At 56.8% G+C, this 18,506-nt stretch carries 17 protein-coding genes; 11 read left to right on the forward strand and 6 right to left on the reverse strand.

Translation table 11 applies throughout. From position 1 onward, the window contains the following. The first annotated feature begins 6 nt into the window (after positions 1–6). From BUB53_RS06730 to BUB53_RS06745, 4 genes are all read left to right on the forward strand, one after another. Complete coding sequence (locus tag BUB53_RS06730; RefSeq protein ID WP_073033932.1) at positions 7–1,092, forward strand: ABC transporter ATP-binding protein; 1,086 nt, start codon at positions 7–9, stop codon at positions 1,090–1,092. Between the two features lie 41 nt (positions 1,093–1,133). Beyond that, complete coding sequence (locus BUB53_RS06735) at positions 1,134–2,342, forward strand: ABC transporter substrate-binding protein (RefSeq protein WP_073033933.1); 1,209 nt, start codon at positions 1,134–1,136, stop codon at positions 2,340–2,342. Between the two features lie 90 nt (positions 2,343–2,432). Further along, positions 2,433–3,362 carry an ABC transporter permease gene (locus BUB53_RS06740; protein ID WP_073033934.1) on the forward strand — a complete coding sequence of 310 codons (930 nt, stop codon included), beginning with the start codon at positions 2,433–2,435 and terminating at the stop codon, positions 3,360–3,362. Between the two features lie 14 nt (positions 3,363–3,376). Then, positions 3,377–4,222, forward strand: coding sequence for an ABC transporter permease (locus BUB53_RS06745; protein ID WP_073033935.1), 846 nt, complete (start codon positions 3,377–3,379; stop codon positions 4,220–4,222). Between the two features lie 40 nt (positions 4,223–4,262). Here BUB53_RS06745 and BUB53_RS06750 read toward each other — a convergent pair whose 3' ends face one another. Continuing rightward, positions 4,263–4,955, reverse strand: coding sequence for a GntR family transcriptional regulator (locus BUB53_RS06750; protein WP_084728959.1), 693 nt, complete (start codon positions 4,953–4,955; stop codon positions 4,263–4,265). A 140-nt stretch (positions 4,956–5,095) separates the two neighbouring features. Between BUB53_RS06750 and BUB53_RS06755 the strand changes: the two genes are divergently transcribed. Genes BUB53_RS06755 through BUB53_RS06780 form a run of 6 tightly spaced genes read left to right on the forward strand, consistent with a single transcriptional unit; the run spans position 5,096 to position 10,990 of the window. Further along, complete coding sequence (locus tag BUB53_RS06755; protein WP_073033937.1) at positions 5,096–5,959, forward strand: 5-oxoprolinase subunit B family protein; 864 nt, start codon at positions 5,096–5,098, stop codon at positions 5,957–5,959. Further along, a complete protein-coding gene (locus tag BUB53_RS06760) occupies positions 5,956–6,933 on the forward strand; it encodes a 5-oxoprolinase subunit C family protein (RefSeq protein WP_073033938.1) in 978 nt (325 codons plus the stop codon). Before BUB53_RS06755 ends, BUB53_RS06760 begins: the two co-directional genes overlap by 4 nt. Beyond that, a complete protein-coding gene (locus tag BUB53_RS06765) occupies positions 6,926–8,011 on the forward strand; it encodes a phosphotransferase (protein WP_143163157.1) in 1,086 nt (361 codons plus the stop codon). Before BUB53_RS06760 ends, BUB53_RS06765 begins: the two co-directional genes overlap by 8 nt. 3 nt (positions 8,012–8,014) lie before the next feature. Continuing rightward, a complete protein-coding gene (locus BUB53_RS06770) occupies positions 8,015–9,343 on the forward strand; it encodes an aspartate aminotransferase family protein (protein ID WP_073033940.1) in 1,329 nt (442 codons plus the stop codon). A gap of 15 nt (positions 9,344–9,358) precedes the next feature. Continuing rightward, positions 9,359–9,601, forward strand: coding sequence for a biotin/lipoyl-containing protein (locus tag BUB53_RS06775; protein ID WP_073033941.1), 243 nt, complete (start codon positions 9,359–9,361; stop codon positions 9,599–9,601). A 3-nt stretch (positions 9,602–9,604) separates the two neighbouring features. Further along, complete coding sequence (locus BUB53_RS06780) at positions 9,605–10,990, forward strand: acetyl-CoA carboxylase biotin carboxylase subunit (RefSeq protein ID WP_073033942.1); 1,386 nt, start codon at positions 9,605–9,607, stop codon at positions 10,988–10,990. A 231-nt stretch (positions 10,991–11,221) separates the two neighbouring features. Here the strand turns inward: BUB53_RS06780 and BUB53_RS06785 are convergent, their stop codons facing one another. Then, complete coding sequence (locus BUB53_RS06785) at positions 11,222–12,004, reverse strand: LamB/YcsF family protein (RefSeq protein ID WP_073033943.1); 783 nt, start codon at positions 12,002–12,004, stop codon at positions 11,222–11,224. Positions 12,005–12,108: 104 nt separating this feature from the next. Between BUB53_RS06785 and BUB53_RS06790 the strand changes: the two genes are divergently transcribed. After that, positions 12,109–13,029, forward strand: a complete 921-nt coding sequence (locus BUB53_RS06790) for a LysR family transcriptional regulator (protein WP_073033944.1) — start codon at positions 12,109–12,111, stop codon at positions 13,027–13,029. Here the strand turns inward: BUB53_RS06790 and BUB53_RS06795 are convergent. From BUB53_RS06795 to BUB53_RS06810, 4 genes are all read right to left on the reverse strand, one after another. Next, positions 12,997–14,475, reverse strand: coding sequence for a tripartite tricarboxylate transporter permease (locus BUB53_RS06795; protein ID WP_073033945.1), 1,479 nt, complete (start codon positions 14,473–14,475; stop codon positions 12,997–12,999). The two genes, BUB53_RS06790 and BUB53_RS06795, sit on opposite strands and share 33 nt — an antisense overlap. Positions 14,476–14,591: 116 nt before the next feature. Further along, on the reverse strand, positions 14,592–15,059 hold the full coding sequence (locus BUB53_RS06800; RefSeq protein WP_073033946.1) for a tripartite tricarboxylate transporter TctB family protein: 468 nt from the start codon (positions 15,057–15,059) through the stop codon (positions 14,592–14,594). After that, the gene (locus BUB53_RS06805) at positions 15,060–15,995 is read right to left on the reverse strand and encodes a tripartite tricarboxylate transporter substrate binding protein (RefSeq protein ID WP_073033947.1); all 936 of its coding nucleotides are present in this window, start codon (positions 15,993–15,995) and stop codon (positions 15,060–15,062) included. It abuts the gene before it with no gap. Positions 15,996–16,495: 500 nt separating this feature from the next. After that, positions 16,496–18,442 (reverse strand): sigma 54-interacting transcriptional regulator, encoded by a 1,947-nt coding sequence (locus BUB53_RS06810; RefSeq protein ID WP_073033948.1) that lies wholly within the window; start codon positions 18,440–18,442, stop codon positions 16,496–16,498. Positions 18,443–18,506: the final 64 nt, after the last annotated feature.

Here is an 18,506-nt window from a genome sequence, read left to right on the forward strand (position 1 = left end):
AATGAGATGAAAGATATGAATGCGGAACCCATGCTTGAGGTGCGTGACGTCGTCCACAAATATGGGCCGGTGACGGCGCTGTCGCATGTGTCGCTCTCGGCGGCGAAGGGCGAGTTCCTGACCATTCTGGGCTCCAGCGGCTCGGGCAAGACAACCATGTTGCGTGTCATCTCGGGACTTGAGACGCCGACCTCGGTTTCGTGTCTTCGTATCGGAGGCGAAAGCGTTGTGGGTGTTCCGGCGGCCAGGCGGCGCTGTACGACGGTGTTCCAGAACTATGCGCTCTTCCCGCATATGACGGTGGTCGAGAACGTCGCCTATGGGCTTAAAATTCGCAAAGTGCCCACAGGCGATGCCCTGAAAGAGGCGCAGCGGGCCCTGGCCATGGTGCAACTGGAGGCAAAGGCCGACAGAAACATTCGTCAGCTATCGGGGGGCGAGCGACAGCGGGTCGCTCTTGCGCGTGCGGTTGTCACGAAACCCGCGGTTCTGCTTTTGGACGAGCCCCTTGGCGCGCTCGACGAGCGGCTGCGTCAGGATATGCAGCTTGAATTGATGGATCTTCAGCGCAAGCTGGACATGACCTTTGTCTATATCACCCATTCGCAGGAAGAGGCGCTTACGATGAGCGACCGGGTGGTTCTGATGCGGCACGGTCGTATCGAACAAAGCGGGGAGCCTCTCGATCTTTTCGATCATCCGGTGTCGCGCTTCGCTGCTGATTTCATGGGGTACGAAAACATCCTGGATGGCCGGCTGGTTCGTCGTGACGGCGCAGTGGGCGAGATCGATCTGGGCGGCGGCGCCGTGGTGCGCGGCAAGCTGATCTCAACTGATCTGGCCGTGGGAAGCCCCGTCAGCATTGCGTTGCGCGCCGAGCGTCTCAGCCCCGTTGGGCCGGGCGGTAACGGCATCGACGGGACGATGAAGAGCAAGGTCTATCGCGGCAAATACACCGACATCGTGATGGAAACTGTCGCCGGTGCGTTGCGCATGCGCAGCTGGCATGGCGCCCCCATGGAGAATGAAACCGCCAGCCGGGTCGGCTGGAAAGAGACTGACGCTGTCATCTTCGCGAAAGGCAGCGTCTGAATATCCACTGCCAGAGGCGGTGGCCAACAGGAGAGAGTAAAATGAAAGATAAATTTTCAACGTATTCCCAGGTGGAACTGACGCGTCGTTCCATGTTGCAGGGATTGACGGCGGTTGCGGGAACCGCAGCCGTCGGCGGTGTGGCAGGGATGCCTGTTGCCGCTCGGGCGCAGGATCTGCCGGTGGTGACGGCATATGGCGTTCCGACCGCCGCGCTCAAGGATTGGGCTCCTATGGAGGCCAGCATTGGCGTGCGGTGCGATCTGAGCGGGACGAGCAACGATGTCGGCGTCTTCATGCGGGACATCATGGCGTCCAATCTCGGCGACTCCACCGATATTTTCATCTTCGAAAGCGGCACCGAAGACATTCTGGGCCCGCGCGGTTTCTATGCCGAGATCGACACGGCGAATCCCGAGCTGTCGCTTTGGGAGCGCACCTCGGACGATTGGAAACGGTCGGATGTCGTGACGGACTCGGAGGGCACCCAATGGGGAGTTCCGGTGATCGGCAATGCGGACAGCTTCGGCTATTTTCCCGGGAAACTCGGGCTTGCGCCCGATAGCGAGGAGGAGTTGTCCTGGTCGCTGATGTTTGACGATGAGGACACGCGAGGCCGTGTCGCATATGGTCAGGGCTGGGCTTATTCCTTCCCGAGTGCAGCGCTCTATCTGAAATCCAAAGGCGCGGCGGAGATCGGGAATGTTGCCGACATGACGGGCGACGAGGCGAAGGTTGTCGCCGATTTCCTGATCGAACGTAAGAAAGCGGGGCAGTTCCGGACGCTCTATGGTGCATTCGAAGAACAGATCCAGCTTCTTACGAATCAAGAGGTCGATGTGATCAACTGCTGGGAACCGGCGGTCCGGGAGGCAAATATTGTACTGGGCGCTGATGCAACGCGTTATGCCTATACGAAAGAAGGCTACTTCAAGTGGGGCCATGGTGCCTATGTCGCCAAACAGGCGATGGAGCGCGACAATGTTGCCAATATCTACAAGGTGCTGAACTATTTCCTGAGCGGTGAATATCGCGCGCTTCAGGCACGGGATCGCGGCTATGCAGGCCCGAACATGGATCTTGGCGTGGAATATGCCGAGGAAAACGGCTGGTCCGGGGACGAGGTTGCCGCGCTGAAAGCTACCGAAGCCAAGGTTGCCAAGAAGTTCTCCAAACCCTTCGTATCGACAACGACCCCGCAAAATTCGGCAGATATCGAAGATCAGTGGCAGCGTTTTCTGAACGCCTGATCGCCGAAACAATGCAGGCGCCCCCCTCCCGCGCGGGGGCGCCTATCTGCGGGATCGTGGCCCTGTGGCCATTCATGAAAAGTTCGAAAGATGACAATGAACACCGAGATGGAAAACGTGTCCAGTGCGCCGATGCAGGCCACTATCGCAAAGCGATCCAAAATCACGCTGTCATTTTCGCAGGTGGCTTTGGCAGCCATCATGCTGGCCTGGTTCGTTGTCGTAATCGTTCCGCTCATCATTCTGTTCGTTTACAGCTTTTTCACGACGGAATATTTCCAGACGGTCTTTACTCCGAGTCTGGATACCTGGACAGGATTGTTCGCCTCCGGCCGCTTCGAGGTTACTCTGCGCACCCTGAGAGTGGCGTTGACGGTCACGATGATCGAACTCGTGGTCGGATTTCCGTTCGCCCTTTGGCTGGCAAAGTCGACGATCAGCAAATCGAGCCGCGCGATTTTTCTGGCGCTTCTGACGATCCCGTTTTTTCTGGATCTGTCGTCCAGAACCATCGTTTGGCGTGCGATCCTTGGTCAGAACGGTCTTATCAACACGATCCTGCTGTCCACCGGCGTGATCGATTCACCAGTCGAATGGATGTTATATTCGGAGTTCGCCGTTCATTTCGGTATGATCCCGGCGCTTTTTCCGCCGATGGTCCTGCCGATCTATATGGCGATCAGCCTGATCGACGACAGTCTTATCGAAGCGTCGAACGATCTCGGGGCCACTCCGGCGCAGACTTTCTGGCGCGTGATTTTCCCGCTGGCATTACCGGGGGTGGTCGCCGGATTCGTCTTTACACTTGGTCCGGCACTGGCGGCCTGGGTCGAACCCGGCATGCTGGGCGGCGGATTTGTCAACCTTCTGTCCAGCTCGATCGAGAGTGCCTACACGGCCTTGCGCTATCCGGTCGTTGCCGCGCTGTCGACCTTCGTTATCGCACTGCTGCTGGTGCTGCTCGCTGTCCTTCTTCTGGTCCTTCGGCGTTTCGGCGCTTCTGGCCTGACACTTCGTTGATCTGAGGAAACACAATGTCTGATCTTTCCGTTCTTCCGGCCCCGGAAACTGACGCGAAACTGGAGATCAGTTTCAGTCCCCTCTGGAAAACAGCGGGAAAATGGCTTGGTCTGGGGATGCTTGGGCTGATTTATTTTCCACTGCTGTGGTTGGTCCTGCTGTCCATTTCCCGCGATCCGCTTTCGGGAATTCCCGGCCCATTCTCGCTTGAACATTACCGTGCGCTGTTTGCCAGCGATGCATGGCATATGCCGATGGTCGCGAGCATATTGATCGGATTGATCATCGGCCTCATAAGCGCGGTGACTGCAACGGTCATCGGCCGCGCCGTTCCAAAGATGCACCGCCCCGGCAAGATGCTCGTGATGTTCGTCTTGCCACTGTTCGTGCCGGGGATGTCGATGGGGGCGGCGCTTTTCATTTTCGCGCGGTCGGTTCTCGGGTTCGATCTCGGGTTCTGGTCAATTGCGGTTGGGCACTATGTCTGGGCGCTGCCGTATGCGCTTCTGATCGTTCTGGTGGTCACGTTGCGTTTCGATCAAAGCCTGATCGAAGCCGGGCGCGATCTTGGGGCGTCTGACTGGCAAATCTTCAGAGACATCGAATTTCCGATCCTGATGCCGGGCATCGTGAGCGCGGGACTTTTCGGGTTCCTCATGTCCTTCAATGAGGTCATGCGAACCATATTCCTGCGCGGAACGGCCGAAACGATGCCCGTGTGGAACTGGGTGCAGGCGGCGGCGCAGCAAAGTCAGGTGCCGATCATATTCTCATTGTCGTCGATCATACTGGTGCTGACGCTGCCATTGTTGGCGGGGACATTCTGGCTTCTCTTTGCCAAGCTCAACAAGACCTCATGATCCTTGTGTTCGGCATACCTGAATTTCAGGGGCAGGGGGCCTATTCAATGCCGTCGTCGGGCATGAGTGGAAGCAGCGCCTTTGCCGCGATGTCGATGTCTTGTCGCATGAACCGTTCGGCGGCTTCGGCATCTCCGGCCTTGATTGCGCGGAGGATGTTCTGATGCTCGTCGTTGGCGTGTTCGCGGAAATAGGTGTCGTCGAACAGGCCGGTAAAGACCGGGCCGACCTTGAGCCAGAGATCGTCGATCAGTTGAAGGAGTTCAGGGTTTCCGGCCTTTTTGTAGATCGCAAAGTGAAATTCGCGATTGTGCAGAAGATAGGTTTGCGCGTCGTAAGTCTTTGTCGAGTTCGCGACGCGTTCGACCAGTTTTTCAAGCTTTTCAATGTCTTTGCCGGAAAAGTTGGGCGCGGCCAGGCGTGCGGCCAAGCCTTCGAGGGATACGCGGATCGGCATGATGTCGAGGAACAGTCTGCGCGTCATTCGCGGAACGACGATCGAGCGGTTTGGCAAGACGATGAGAAGGCGCTCTGCGACAAGCCTTTGAAGCGCCTCCCGAATAGGCGTTGCGGAAATACCGTATTCGTTGGCAAGCGTCCGAATGACCAGCGGCTGCATCGGAAGGAAGACCCCTTCTTGCAGGCTGTCCTTGAGGGCCTGATAGGCCCTGTCGCTCAAAGAGTGATGTTCGATTTTCTTCATACGCCGACTTCCTTTTTCATCGCAACGCATAGCGCATTTCGACACAAGATACACATAAATGTCATTGACGCTATTTGATATATGATATACCGAAAATTGCAACCTATGCGTTGACCTCCCCCCTTCAGCCTTTCCGGCATGGGTCGGCAAAAAAAGGAGAAATCAACCAGATGCTTTATGATGAGCCGCGATTTTATCCGGGTGGCGATTGTGCGATCGAAGTGGAGTTGGGCGATGAAATGGATTTCACCATCAACTTTATCGTTCATAAGCTGGTCGCAGCTGTCCGGGACGCGAAGTTCGAGGCCATTCTGGACCTGATACCGGAACTGGCTTCATTTCAGATTTCTTATGATCCCGATCTCATGAGATACGAGGATCTTTGCCGCGAGGTTTCTGCGATCTACGCCGATCTTGGCCGGGGGGCGACCGGCGCGCTGCCCAGTCGGCTCATCACCATTCCTGTCCTGTATTTCGACGGGGAAACGGAAGCCTGCATCGCAGATTACCGCAGGACCTATTCCGAAAAGACGCCTGACCCGGAGCTTGTTTGCCAGCTTAATGGTTTGTCGGACCGGGCCGCGTTGAAGCGCCTGCACTCGGGAACCGAATACTGGGTGGCGGCGTTGGGTTTCTGGCCCGGGCTTTGTTCTCTCCTGCCGCTCAATCCGCGCGCGCGGATCATTGCGCCGAAATACAATCCTCCGAGGACGCATACACCGAAAGGCGCCATAGGGATCGGGGGTGCTTTGACATGTATTTATCCGGATGCGACGCCGGGGGGCTATCAACTGATCGGGCATACTCCGGCATCGACCTATGACGGTGAGCAGCGTTTGCCGGACTTCAAGGACAGTCTGGCGTTGTTCCGCGCCGGTGACCGGGTTCGTTTCGTGCCTGTCGATCCTGAGGAATACGACGATATCAAGTCGCGCGTTGCGGCGGGATCATATCGCCATGACATCGTCGATTATCAGGTGTTCTCGGTAGATCGTTATCTGGACTGGGCCAAAGCGCAGGAGGCAGAGGCATGAGCGGTTGCTTTACAGTGGTGAAACCCGGTCTGCAAACCTGCGTACAGGAATTGCCGGGCAGAATCGGTTTTCTTGAACAGGGGTTCCCGTTTTCCGGCCCGTTCGATGCATGGTCCTTCCGGCAGGCGAATTTGCTTGTCGGAAACGATCGTGATGCCGCGGCGCTTGAATGCCAGTTCCTGGGGCCGACCCTGAAATTTCAGTCAGATTGCCAGATCGGGATCACGGGCGCCGATATGCGCCCGGAGCTGGATGGTGAAGTCGTGCCCATGTGGACAACGATCGAGGTCAAGGCGGGCCAGCAGCTGGTACTGGGGGCGGCGATTGCCGGTGCCCGATCCTATCTCGGCTTTTCGGGTGGGATCGCCACGGAACCTGTTCTCGGTTCGCGAGCGGTATTCCATCAGGCAGGTGTCGGGGGATGCGCGCTTGTCGCCGGTCAGGATGTGCCGCTTGGTGGCGGGGCCGGTGCGAACGAGATAGTCACGATCCCCGCAGATAAGCGGCCGGGTTTTTCAAATGACAAGCGCTGGTCAATCGAAGCCCTGAAGGGGCCCAATGACGACTGGTTGAGCGACGAGACGACCGAGATATTCTTTTCGGTCGATTGGAAGGTTCAGGCGAAGAGCAGCCGTACAGGGATACGCCTTACAGGGCCCGAGTTTGCATTCTCTGAAAGGGCGCTGAACAAGAATGCCGATCACGGTCATGATCCTTCGAACATAATCGATCATGGATATCCGCTGGGTGCGGTGAACCTGGCCGGGCAGACGCCGATCATCCTTGTGCATGATTCCCCGAGTACCGGGGGGTTCATCAATCCATTTACGGTCGCAAGCGCGGCGCTGTGGAAGCTGGGGCAGGTCAAGCCCAACGAAGTTCTGAATTTCCGCTGTATCGACCGGGCCGAAGCGACAGAATTGCGCGCCGAGATCGACGCTGCGACGCGGCCAGAGGTGTTGGAACGTGTCTGAAGCGGAAACTCCGGAAATGTCGGTGCTGGAACGTGATCCCATTCTTGCCGGTCTATTGGGAAGCACGCCGCCCTGCATGACGCAAGAAGAAGCGACCCGGTTACTGAAGGAGCGATATGGCATCGACGCCGCGCTATCAGAGGTCGCTTGTGAGCGGGATCAGAATTTTCACGTCATGGCGTCGGACGGACGTGAATATGTCCTCAAGATTTCGAATCCGCAAGAAGCGCGCGTTACAACAGACTTTCAGACGCAAGGTATCTTGTGGATCGAGCGTCACGATCCGGATTTGCCAGTGCCAAAGCTTGTGCCAACCAATGACGGCGAGTACCAGACGCCTGTCACTCTTTCGGATGGGCGGCAGAGTATGGTCCGCGTCTTGACGTGGCTTCAGGGAGACCCGCTCTACAAGGTCGAAATTACGCCCGCAATTGAAACGGCAATCGGAAACGTGCTGGCCCGTGTCGGGTGTGCGTTGCGCGATTTTTCTCACGAAGGGGCCAAGCAGGAACTTCTTTGGGATATCCGTCATGCAAGGCGTCTGAAGTCGCTGTTACATGCATTGCCGCAGGACGTCATCGGGCTGACCATACGTGAGGAACTGGCATATTACTCGGTTGAAGTTCAGCCCAGACTCGCCGGCCTTCGTCATCAGGTTGTTCACAACGATCTAAACCATCACAACTTGATGGTAAGCCCTGAGGACCGATCCAGGATAACAGGTGTAATAGATTTCGGCGACATGGTGGAAACCTGTCTTGCCATCGACGTCGCGGTCGCGGCCTCGTACCTTGCGGATCATCCTGTCGATGCTTTGGGAAGCGTCGCGCGAATGATCGCGGCCTATCATCAGGTGACGCCACTTGAGCGAACCGAGATTGAACTTATGCGCGATCTGATCGTCATGCGTCTTGTGACGTCGATAACGATTACCGAATGGCGCGCGCAACGTTATCCGGAAAACGGCGCCTATATCCTGCGCAATAACGGCCCGGCCAAACGTGCGATGGCGGGGTTTGCCTCGCTCGACCGAAATCAGGTAACGGCGCGACTTTTGCTCGCGTGTGGATTGGAGTGAAACATGAAGACCGATTCTGGCATGGTGAATGCCTTTGTAGAAGGTGAGACCGAGCTCGACGCAACCACGGCGGATATGATCAGGCGCCGCAGTGAATTGTTGGGGCCGGCTTACCGATTGTTTTATGAGCGTCCTTTGCATCTGGTACGGGGAGAGGGGGTTTGGCTTTATGATCCGGAGGGTGAAGCCTACCTTGATGCGTACAACAACGTGACATCCATCGGGCATTGCCGTCCCGAAGTGGTAGACGCGATTGCCGATCAGGCGGCGACCTTGGCGACGAATACGCGTTATATCCACGAGGCAATTCTGGAGTATGCGGAACGCCTGCTTGCGACAATGCCCGATGAAATCGGCCATATGATGTTCACGTGCACAGGATCGGACGCGAATGATCTCGCGGTGCGAATTGCCCAAAGCTATACCGGCGGGACCGGGATCGTCGTGACCGAAACCGCCTATCATGGTATCACACAGTCTGTATCGGAATTTTCTCCGTCGCTTGGTGAAAACGTTGATCTGGGACCGCATGTCCGAACTGTGCCCGCGCCGGATTCCTACCGTATGGGCGACGGAATGGCCCAGGGGTTCGGCGATGCCGTCGCTGCCGCTTTTGCGGATTTGAAACGTCACGGGATCAAACCGGCGCTGTTTATCTGCGACGGAATTTTTGCGAGCGATGGCGTGTTCGACGGGCCGGCGGGCTTTCTGGCGCAGGCTGTCGCGGCAACTCATGCCGCAGGGGCGCTTTACATAGCCGATGAGGTGCAATCCGGGTTCGGCCGCACGGGGGATGCCATGTGGGGCTTTCAGCGTCACGACGTGAGGCCGGATATCGTGACGATGGGCAAGCCCATGGGCAATGGTTACCCGGTTGCGGGTGTCGCAGTGCGACCCGATGTGATCGAGGAATTCGGGCGCAAGGCGCGTTATTTCAACACGTTCGGTGGGAATGCTGTCGCGGTGCGGGCCGCAGCGGCGGTGTTGGACGTCATCCAGAAAGAGGATCTCGTCGAAAATGCCCGCAAGGTCGGCATTTATATGCGTGAAAGGATGCGGGGATTGCAGACGGAATTCCCCCGGATCGGAGACGTGCGCGGTGCCGGTCTGTTTATTGGTGTCGAGATGGTCGCCGACTTGGAAACGAAAACGCCGGATGCCGCGCTTGCGACGGCAATTGTCAACGGGCTCCGGGAAGAGAAGGTTCTTATTTCCGGCTGTGCCAAGGCTGCCAATGTTCTCAAGATTCGCCCGCCCCTGGTTTTCACCCGGGACAACGCGGACCATTTCCTCGCCGCTCTTGAACGTGTGCTTGAGCGGACCCTGAAGTAAAAAAGGAATTCTCAGATGGCTATCATCAAGATTGAGGCAGCGATGCCCGGACTTCTGTATCACAAGCCCGAGCCCGATGCGGAGCCCTTCAAGACGCCGGGCGATGCAGTGGCTGTCGGCGATACGCTGGCTCTTGTCGAGTTGATGAAATCCTTCGTACCGATTACGGCGGAAGTTGCGGGCAGGTTCCGCGGATTTCTCATTGGGGATGGAGAAGATCTCGAACCGGGCGTCGCGTTCTGCGAGATCGAGGAATAACCCATGACCCCGACAATCAGGACGCTTCTGATCGCCAACAGGGGCGAGATCGCGGTGCGCATCATCCGGGCAGCGCGGGATCTGGGACTCCGCACGGTACAGATCGTCAGTGCCGCCGACCACGATATGCTTGCCGCACGGCTTGCCGACGAAGTCATCGAGATCGGTCCGGCACCCGCAAATCAATCCTATCTGAATATCGAACGTATCCTGACGGCTGCAAAAGAGAGCGGTGCGGATGCGATCCATCCTGGGTATGGATTTCTGTCCGAAAACGCGGAATTTGCACGTCGCACGAAGGAAATGGGGCTGGTTTTTTGCGGGCCCGATGCGGATACCATCGAACGTATGGGGGACAAGGTGAACGCCCGGGCCGCGGCCATTGCCGCCAATGTTCCCGTCGTGCCCGGCAGTAGAGGGCGTATCACGGACGTCGCCGAAGCAATCGCAATTGCCGAAGAGATCGGTTATCCGGTCATGGTCAAGGCGGCCGCGGGTGGCGGTGGCCGCGGCATCAGGGTCGCACATTCGCGCAGGGAACTCGAAAAGACGTTGCCGACAGCGATGAGCGAGGCGCGGGCGGGTTTTGGCGATGACGGTCTCTACATCGAAGCCTTTATCCAAAGGGCACGCCATATCGAAGTTCAGATTCTGGCCGACGGTCAATCCGCCATACATTTGTTCGAACGGGAATGTTCGCTTCAGCGACGTCGGCAAAAGGTCTGGGAGGAAGCCCCTGCCGTGATGCTTCCGGCGGCTGTGCGCGAGGAACTGTGTGCATCTGCCGTGCGTCTGGCGGAGGAGGTCGGTTATCGCGGCGCGGGGACGCTTGAGTACCTTTATGATATGGATCGCGAGGCGTTCTACTTTATCGAGATGAACACGCGTATTCAGGTTGAGCATCCGGTGACCGAAATGATTACCGGTGTGGACCTTCTCCGGGAAATGCTCCTGATTGCCGGTGGCCGTCCGCTGACAGTCGGTCAGGAGGATGTCCAGTGTGTGGGCCATGCGATCGAAGTGCGTCTGAATGCGGAAAACCCGGCTAATAATTTCATGCCGGCACCCGGAGTCGTGGAGACGTTGACGATACCCGGAGGGCCGGGGATCCGGTTCGACACGGGCATATACGAGGGGTACGGGATACCTCCTTATTACGACTCTCTGCTTGGAAAGCTGATTGTCTGGGATGTGTCACGCGAGAGAGCGCTCGACCGTCTGGCAGGCGCCCTTGGCGAACTGGCGATTGGCCCCAATCCAACGACGGCGTCACTTCACACGGCCCTGGTCGGAAATGTGGATGTCCGGGCGGGTGATGTGTCCACGAACTGGCTTGAAGCCTGGCTGGAAGAGGACCGTATGACCGCTTTGCCATCCGGAACCGCATAGGTGTTGCCGGTTCGGTTCCAGGTTTGGGGCTGAGCCATTGTTAGGGTGCTGTGAGGGCAATTCGAAGCAGTCTGCGCTGGGGCAGGGGCACCCCTTGGCTCCGATGCGGGCAATCGCATCACCTGTTTCATCCCCAGACTTCAGCTTGTGATCGAAAGCCGCCTGGCCCGATGTCGCAGCGCATCGACGAACAGCCGAAAGGCCAGTGTCTTCTGACAAGACCGTCCTGTATCATCTGACGACGGACAATTGCCTGTTTCGAACAATTTCCGAGATATGTACTCCTGAATCCAGGATCTTCTTGCGAACATGTTTGACAATATCGACAGCGGTCGGCTCGTCGGCGTGGAAACAAATTGTATCAATCGGAGTCTGGAGATTGTTGCCGTCGGTCGTCGGAAGGGATTGCGTTTCCAACATGGTGAGCACTTGTGCCGCCGCCTGAACCGGGTCGCGAACCACGGCCAATGGGTCCGACCGTGGCAACAGGCGCCCGTTGGAGGCATACCGGCGGTCTGCATAGGCTTCGTGAATGACCTGAAGCCCATGGTTTTCCCCGGCTCGAGTCATTTCGGACAGGCAGTTCGCAACAAAAATGAGCGTGTCGTCAGCCGCGCGAATGCCTCGTGCGATTGCGTTGGCCACATCGGGATCTTCATGCGCGATATTGTTCAGTGCTCCATGTGGCTTAACGAATTCCACGTTCACACCTTGCCCCGCTGCAAGGGACTGAAGAGCACCAATTTGGTAGGTTACCAGCCATTCGATTTCTTGTGGGGGCATCGCAATATGACGTCGACCGAAGCCTTGTATGTCTCTGAATCCCGGATGAGCGCCAATCGACACACCATGCTGCTTGGCAAGAGCGATTGTCCGGGCCATCGTTGTGGGGTCTCCTGCGTGCATACCACAGGCAATGTTGGCCGAACTGATATAAGGCATCAGGGCATCATCATTGCCCAAGCGATACGGGCCGAACCCTTCGCCGACATCCGCGCTAAGAGAAATTTTCATAGGTATAGCCCTGATTTTCTTGATTTCTGCCGATATTGCTCTTGTTTGTCCAATGCATTTGTGGAGGCTTCTCTTATGTGCGGGTTGCATGAACAGGGCGCGGAATGCTGGAATTGAGAGAGTTGAGAAATTTCGTGGCCGTCGCAGAGCGGCTCAACATTACCAATGCCGCCAGCGCGGTGCATTTAAGCCAGCCGGCGCTTTCCCGGCAAATTCAGGCGCTTGAAAAGAAGCTCGGTGTTCTCTTATTCGAGAGGATTGGAAAAAGGCTTGTGTTAACTGCGGAAGGTGCTGATTTGGCCGCTCAGGCATCAGAGCTCCTGGAGCGGGCGCAAGACCTCGTACACAGGGCCGCACACAGCAAACCAGAGCACAGCGGGACATTGCGGATCGGGGCTACGCCTCAGACGATTGCCTGGCTTCTGTCTCCGGCTATGGCCAAATTCCGAAAATTCCATCCAAAAGTAAATCTCATGGTGAGCGAAGGCAGCAATGACGCCCTTATAGAAATGGTCGAGCACGGTGCGGTCCATTTGGTTGTTGCCAATCTCGGCATCAGCAACATTCTGGTCGGTCAGCCGCTTTTCGATGCACAGCTCTTCGCCATGTTCGCTCCGGGGCATCCCTGTGCGAATTTATCCTCTGTCACGATCAATGAAATTGCGGATGAGCCCATGATCGTTATGCGCAGAGGTTTTTTGACCCGTCATCTTTTCGAACAGTTGACAGCGGCACACGGTGTCAGGCCTCGTATCGTTCTCGAAAGCGACAGCACCCAGACATTGGCCGCCCTTGCCCGTGACGGACACGGGGCTGCGATCGTCTCGTCTTCCGCTCAGAACATAGATGCGTTGGACAACGCGGTTCCCATTCACTCCGACATTTGCCAGACCTCGTCCGAGGTATCGGCCCTTTGGAACCCCAAACGCTACCGGCCCGCGTATGTTTCGAATTTCCTGGAGGCTTTGCTCGCCGTGGCGAACGAGCGCGGCCTATCGATTCGAGCGGAGAAACAGAATGATTGACAAGAACGCTGCGCCGAGAAATCCGAGCGCGATGGGGTGGTGGAGAACCGCGACGAGAGAATGGTTCGTAATGATCAAGGCTTGACGTAGTGAGAGTTCGAATATCGGGCCGATAACAAAACCGATCAAAAACGTCACAACCGAGTAGCCATAGCGCTGCATGATGAAGCCGAGCAGTCCGAGCCCAAGCATCGCAAAGACCGAGAACACCGTATCTCTCTCAAGATAGGTCCCAACGACGCAAAACAGGACAACGAATGGAATGATGAATTGTGCCGGCACAAGGGTAATGCGTGCGAAAATAGTCAGGCCCAGCCGTCCGACCAGTAACATGGCCAGACTGGCTACGATCATCGAGACATAGATACCGTAAATCAGTCTTGGATGTTGTTCGAATACCAATGGGCCGGGTTGCACCCCATGCAACATGAAAGCCGACACCAGAATTGCCGCCGAAACGCTGCCCGGCAGGCCGATTGCGAACAATGGAATGAGGCTTGCGGGGAGAACCGCATTGTCGGCGGACTCGGTCGCGACCACGCCCTTGAGATCGCCCTCACCATAGCTGTCCCCCGATTTTGCCAGACGTTTGTTGATGGCATAAGACAGAAAGGCCCCGATGGTCGGGCCCAGGCCGGGGATGATCCCTGCGGCAATACCGATGCCCGTTGCGCGAAGTGAAACCGGGAAAACCCGTTTGATGTCGCTGAAGGCGATTCGTTTGTTGGTCTCTGGCTGAAACCGGCTGGATTCCGAGGCTTCTGCGCGATTGGCAAACAAGGTTTGAACCTGTGTCAGCATTTCCGTGAAGGCCAACATCCCGACAGTCGCGGCGATCAGGGGTATGCCGTCGAAAAGTTCGATATTGCCGAAGGTCATACGAGGTGTGGCGCTTTCGGGGTCCAGTCCAACCGTCGCCAGGAAAAGCCCCAGCACACCGGAAATGATACCCCGGGAAAGCGAGGTGCCGGATAGTGCCGCGATGAAGCTGAGGGCAAAGATCATGACGGCTGTCATTTCCACAGGCCCCATTTTTAACGCGAATTGCGCCAGCGAGGCGGCCAGAAGGATGAGAACCAGGGTTGCCATCAAATCACCGAATACGGAGGCATAAAGCGCGATTTTCAATGCACGCGTGGCTTCGCCTTTTTGGGCAAGTGGATACCCGTCGAATGTCGTGGCTGCCGAACTGGGCTCTCCGGGGGTGTTGAGCAAAATAGCCCCGGTGGCTCCTCCTGCCGCACTTGCTTTTGTGACCCCGACGAGAAAGGCGATCGCTCCAATCGGAGTCATGGCATAGGTAAGAGGTACGGCGACAGACAATGCGGCCGGGCGGCTGAGGCCGGGAAGGACCCCGACCAGATAGCCGAGAAAAATTCCCCCGATGACGGACAGAATGGACGAAAGCGTGAGTGCGTCTTGAGCGCCTTGAATAAACAGGTCCATGGAACTTTCATTTTTTCTGCCCCGGTCAATTCATAAAAACCAAGGCTTTTGCGTCATATTCCGACTATACCGGGAGGTGTCTCGCGGTGCAGCGGCGTATCCCTTTGTTTCGTGGCTTACAGCCCCGACCATTCGACGAGCAAAAGCAGAAGAACGGCAAGAAGGCCCAATCCGAAAAGAGCGGAGGGACGTCGTTCGCCAACTGCGAGAGTGGCCAGAAAAAAGAGAATGGCACCACCGATAATCATGCCGAACCAGGAGATCGCTATCGTGCCGAGGAAGGTTGCCAGAACAAGAAGGACAACTCCCCAAAGCCCCTTGGTCGAAGGCCGTTCTTCGTGATGTCCGTCACGCAGCCGAATGAGATCGAACAGGAGCGTTACTATGGCAAGTATACCGATCACAGTAGCGGTCAGATTCGGCACCATGCGCGGGGAAAGGCCGAAGTTATTGCTGTCGTTCGTTCCGTTCGGGATCACGACGAAAAGGACCAGAAGGCAGAGGCCCAGAACGATGATGAATTCGACAAAGGGCCAGGTCCGAAGACGAGGCCCGATTTGCCGATTTTTCGAACTGTGCGGCATTTATTCCATTGCCGCCTTGAATTGAGCGTCCTGTGCGCGGATTTGGGCATCGAAATCATCGCCTGTCAGAGTGAAGCTGCCCATATTGCGCTTGGCGAGAACATCGAGGACCGTCGGGGATTTCGCAGCCTCACTGAACGCCGCCACCAATGCATCCTTTGCTTCGGACGGGATTCCTGCCGGGGCGACAAAGATCACCATGTTCACATTGGAAACGTCGTAGCCGAGACTTTTGAGTGTCGGACTGTCTTCGAAGCCAGGAACCGGGTCCGTTCCCAGGCCCGCGAGTATCATGAGATCGCCTGCGGCAGCCTGCGCGTAGTAAGCGCCTGAACTATAGGCAAAATCGACATGTCCGCCAAGAACTTCGGCAACTGCTTCGGCCCCGCCTTTGGTTGGTACGGGTTTAAGCAAAATTCCCTCTTGTTCGGAAATGCTCTTGGTCACGATGCGGTCAAGCGATGTCGTCGAGGCATAGGTCAGCCCGTCAGGGGCCTCCCTGGCTGCGCTGACCACGTCGGAAAAGTCGTTCCAGCCGCGCGATGGCAGGGCAACGAGTGCTTCCGGAAAGACGCCAAAGGCGCCAATATATTCGAAGTCGTCAATGCCATAACTGACTGCCGAGGCATGAGGGTCGAACGAGACCGTCGTGGAAATCGCAGCCGCCAGATTATATCCGTCAGCGGGTTTTGCCATGAGCGCCGTCAAGGCAAGCCCGCCCCCGGCACCCGGCTGGTTTTCCACCACAATCGCCTCGCCAAGGGCAGATGACAACGCATCTGTCGCAGCCCGTGTGATGGTATCGACGCCGCCGCCTGGTCCAAAGCCAACCGTGATCGTTACTTCTTTCTCTGGAAATTCGGCAAAGGCCGGGCCGGCCGTGATGGCTATTCCAAAACATAAACTAACAATTGGCGTCCGTATCGACTTCAGCATGATAAAATCCTCTCTGTTATCACCGCTTAGATTATCGGTATCGTGTCTTGCCACGATGAAAACCGTGATCCTTTATGCTGTCCAATGCATTTTTTGGGGAGGAATATATGTTTTGTATGCATAATCATGTTCTGTTGGTTAATCGTGGCCTCCGCCTGGCCGAGTTTATTGTCGTGTTCACTTTTCAGGCAATGCCAATGGGTCAAAGCATGTTTTTTGATCACCTCGGTGATACTGCCTGACAAATCTGAACCAGTCCAGGTTGGGTCAGGGGGAGCAGTCTCTTGCGCCATGCAAAGATTGCGCCCTTCGGCGAGAGCAGCGGCGTGTTTTGTTCGGTATTCGATCCTGAGTAGAGGCTTTGCCTGGAGTTGAACAAATTGTAGATTGAGGCGTGAAGGGCGGCGGGTTTATGCAGAGTTCGCACAGGCCGAAAGCGCAACATCGCCCGCTTTCGCCGGCCTCACGTCAGGTTGCGCCGACACTCCCATCGCGTTTTGTCATGTTATTTGGGTAGGATGGCGCCAACGCGGCCCCCCCCCGGTTTTCTCTGACGGTGCCCCTTCATGTTGCAGCCGATTTGGGATGTCCCACTCGCTCGGATCGATCTGAAAACGGCGTATCCGGGAATAGAGTGTCGTAGGCTGGACCCCGAGAAGCTCCGCAGCGCCGCCGGACCCCGACACTTTGCCTCCGGTTTCCCTCAGACAGGCAACAAGGTTGTTGCGGATCATGCTGTCGATTTCTGCCTGGGTCCGTATTTGAACGGCGTCGCTGCGGGCCGCACCGGGGGATGTGCCGAGTTCAAGAATAATCTTGCCTCCTCCCGAAACGATTGCCGCCCGTTCTACGACGTTCCGCAATTCGCGCACGTTGCCGGGCCAGCGATACTCCATCATCTGTTGTACCGCCCGCTCGGTGATGATGGGTTGTGAAAGGTTGAGCCGGCGGCATGTCACTTCGAGCAGATGCGAGGCCAGCAGGGGAATGTCTTCGGGGCGGTCACGCAGCGGTGCGCATGAGATCGGGAAAACATTCAGGAAAAACAGCAGATCTTCACGCAGCTTGCCGGACTTCACCGCGTTTTCCGGGGTATCGGTCATTGCTGCGATCACATGCAGATCAAGCGCCTTGGCCCGGGTATCGCCAAGGCGTGTCACGCTGCCGGTTTGCAGGGTTTGCAGCAGTCTTCCCTGTGTTTCAAAGGGGAGCTCCGAGATGTCATCAAGGAAAAGCGTCCCGCCATGGGCCAGTTCAAGTTTTCCGGGCTTGTCCCTTATCGAGCCGGGAAACGCACCGCGCACTTGTCCGAAAAGCTCGGTTTCGACCTCATCGGTCGAAATTGCACCGCATTTAAAATATATCATTGCCCGACGAGAGCGGGCGCTGGCCTTGTGAATGGCGTTCGCCACAAGGGCTTTGCCCGTGCCTGTCTCGCCGGTAATCAGGACCGTCGCATCCGTCGGTGCGACGAGGTCGATCCTTGCCCGGACCTGTTTTATCGCCGAGGATGTTCCGACAATGTCGTGATGCGCTCTCTCCGAAGTGATGGCTTCCTGAAGATAAGCGTTTTCCTGTTCGAGCTTGTCTCGCAGCGATGCGACCTCTTTCAACGCATCGTGCAGTTTGCGTTCGTTTTCCTTTCTTTCGGTTATATCGCGGAAAATTACCACGGCGCCGACCAGAACCTGTTGATCGTAGATCGGTGTCGAAACGTATTCGACCCGGATCGGCTTGCCGTCCTTGCGCCAGAAGACCTCGTTGTCGATACGATTGACCTGCTCGAAACGGAACGACTGGTAAATCTTGCATTCGTGTGCAGGGTAGCTTTCGCCGTTGAGATGATGGTGGTGGATGAGCGCGTGAATGTTTCGGCCCAGAAGGTCTTCAGTCGTCCAGCCCAGCATCTCGCGCGCGGCACGGTTTACGAAGGTCGTCTTTCCTTCGGCGTTCACACCATAAATTCCTTCGCCCGCTGCGTTGAGGATCAACTGATTTTCTCGTTCCAGTTCGGTGAAAAACCGTTCTGCGCGCTTCCATTCAATCAAGCCGGCGCGGTGCATCTCGGCGGTTTCGGTAATCGCCGTGCGGGTTCCGAATGCTTCGAGATCTGTCAGGAGCAACAGTATGCAGCCCGGATGTTCGCGCAACTGACGCCCACGGATTTCGCAACGCAGGGTGTCCCCGGCGACCGGTATGAGATCTATGTCCCGCGTCCAGGCTTCGCCACGGTGGTCGACCTCTTCTATGAACACGATGAAGCGCGGCAAAGAGGCCCCTGCGAAAGGTGAAAAGCGGGCTGGTGCCGGGTGATCGGGAGCCCCCCCTAACAGGGTGGCGGCGGCGGGATTCCATGCCAGGACGGAGTCTGTCCGCGTATCCAGAATCAGAGAGGGCTCGGGCAGGTCTGCCAGAAAGGAAATGATCGGTGCGGCGCCTGATGACATGGTGTGAGCTTAGCAGGAAACGCATGCAGAAATAACGAAATTTCGTAAATTATGAAAAATAGTA

Origin of the sequence: Roseovarius pacificus (assembly GCF_900142665.1) — a bacterium.
Taxonomy (GTDB): domain Bacteria; phylum Pseudomonadota; class Alphaproteobacteria; order Rhodobacterales; family Rhodobacteraceae; genus Roseovarius; species Roseovarius pacificus.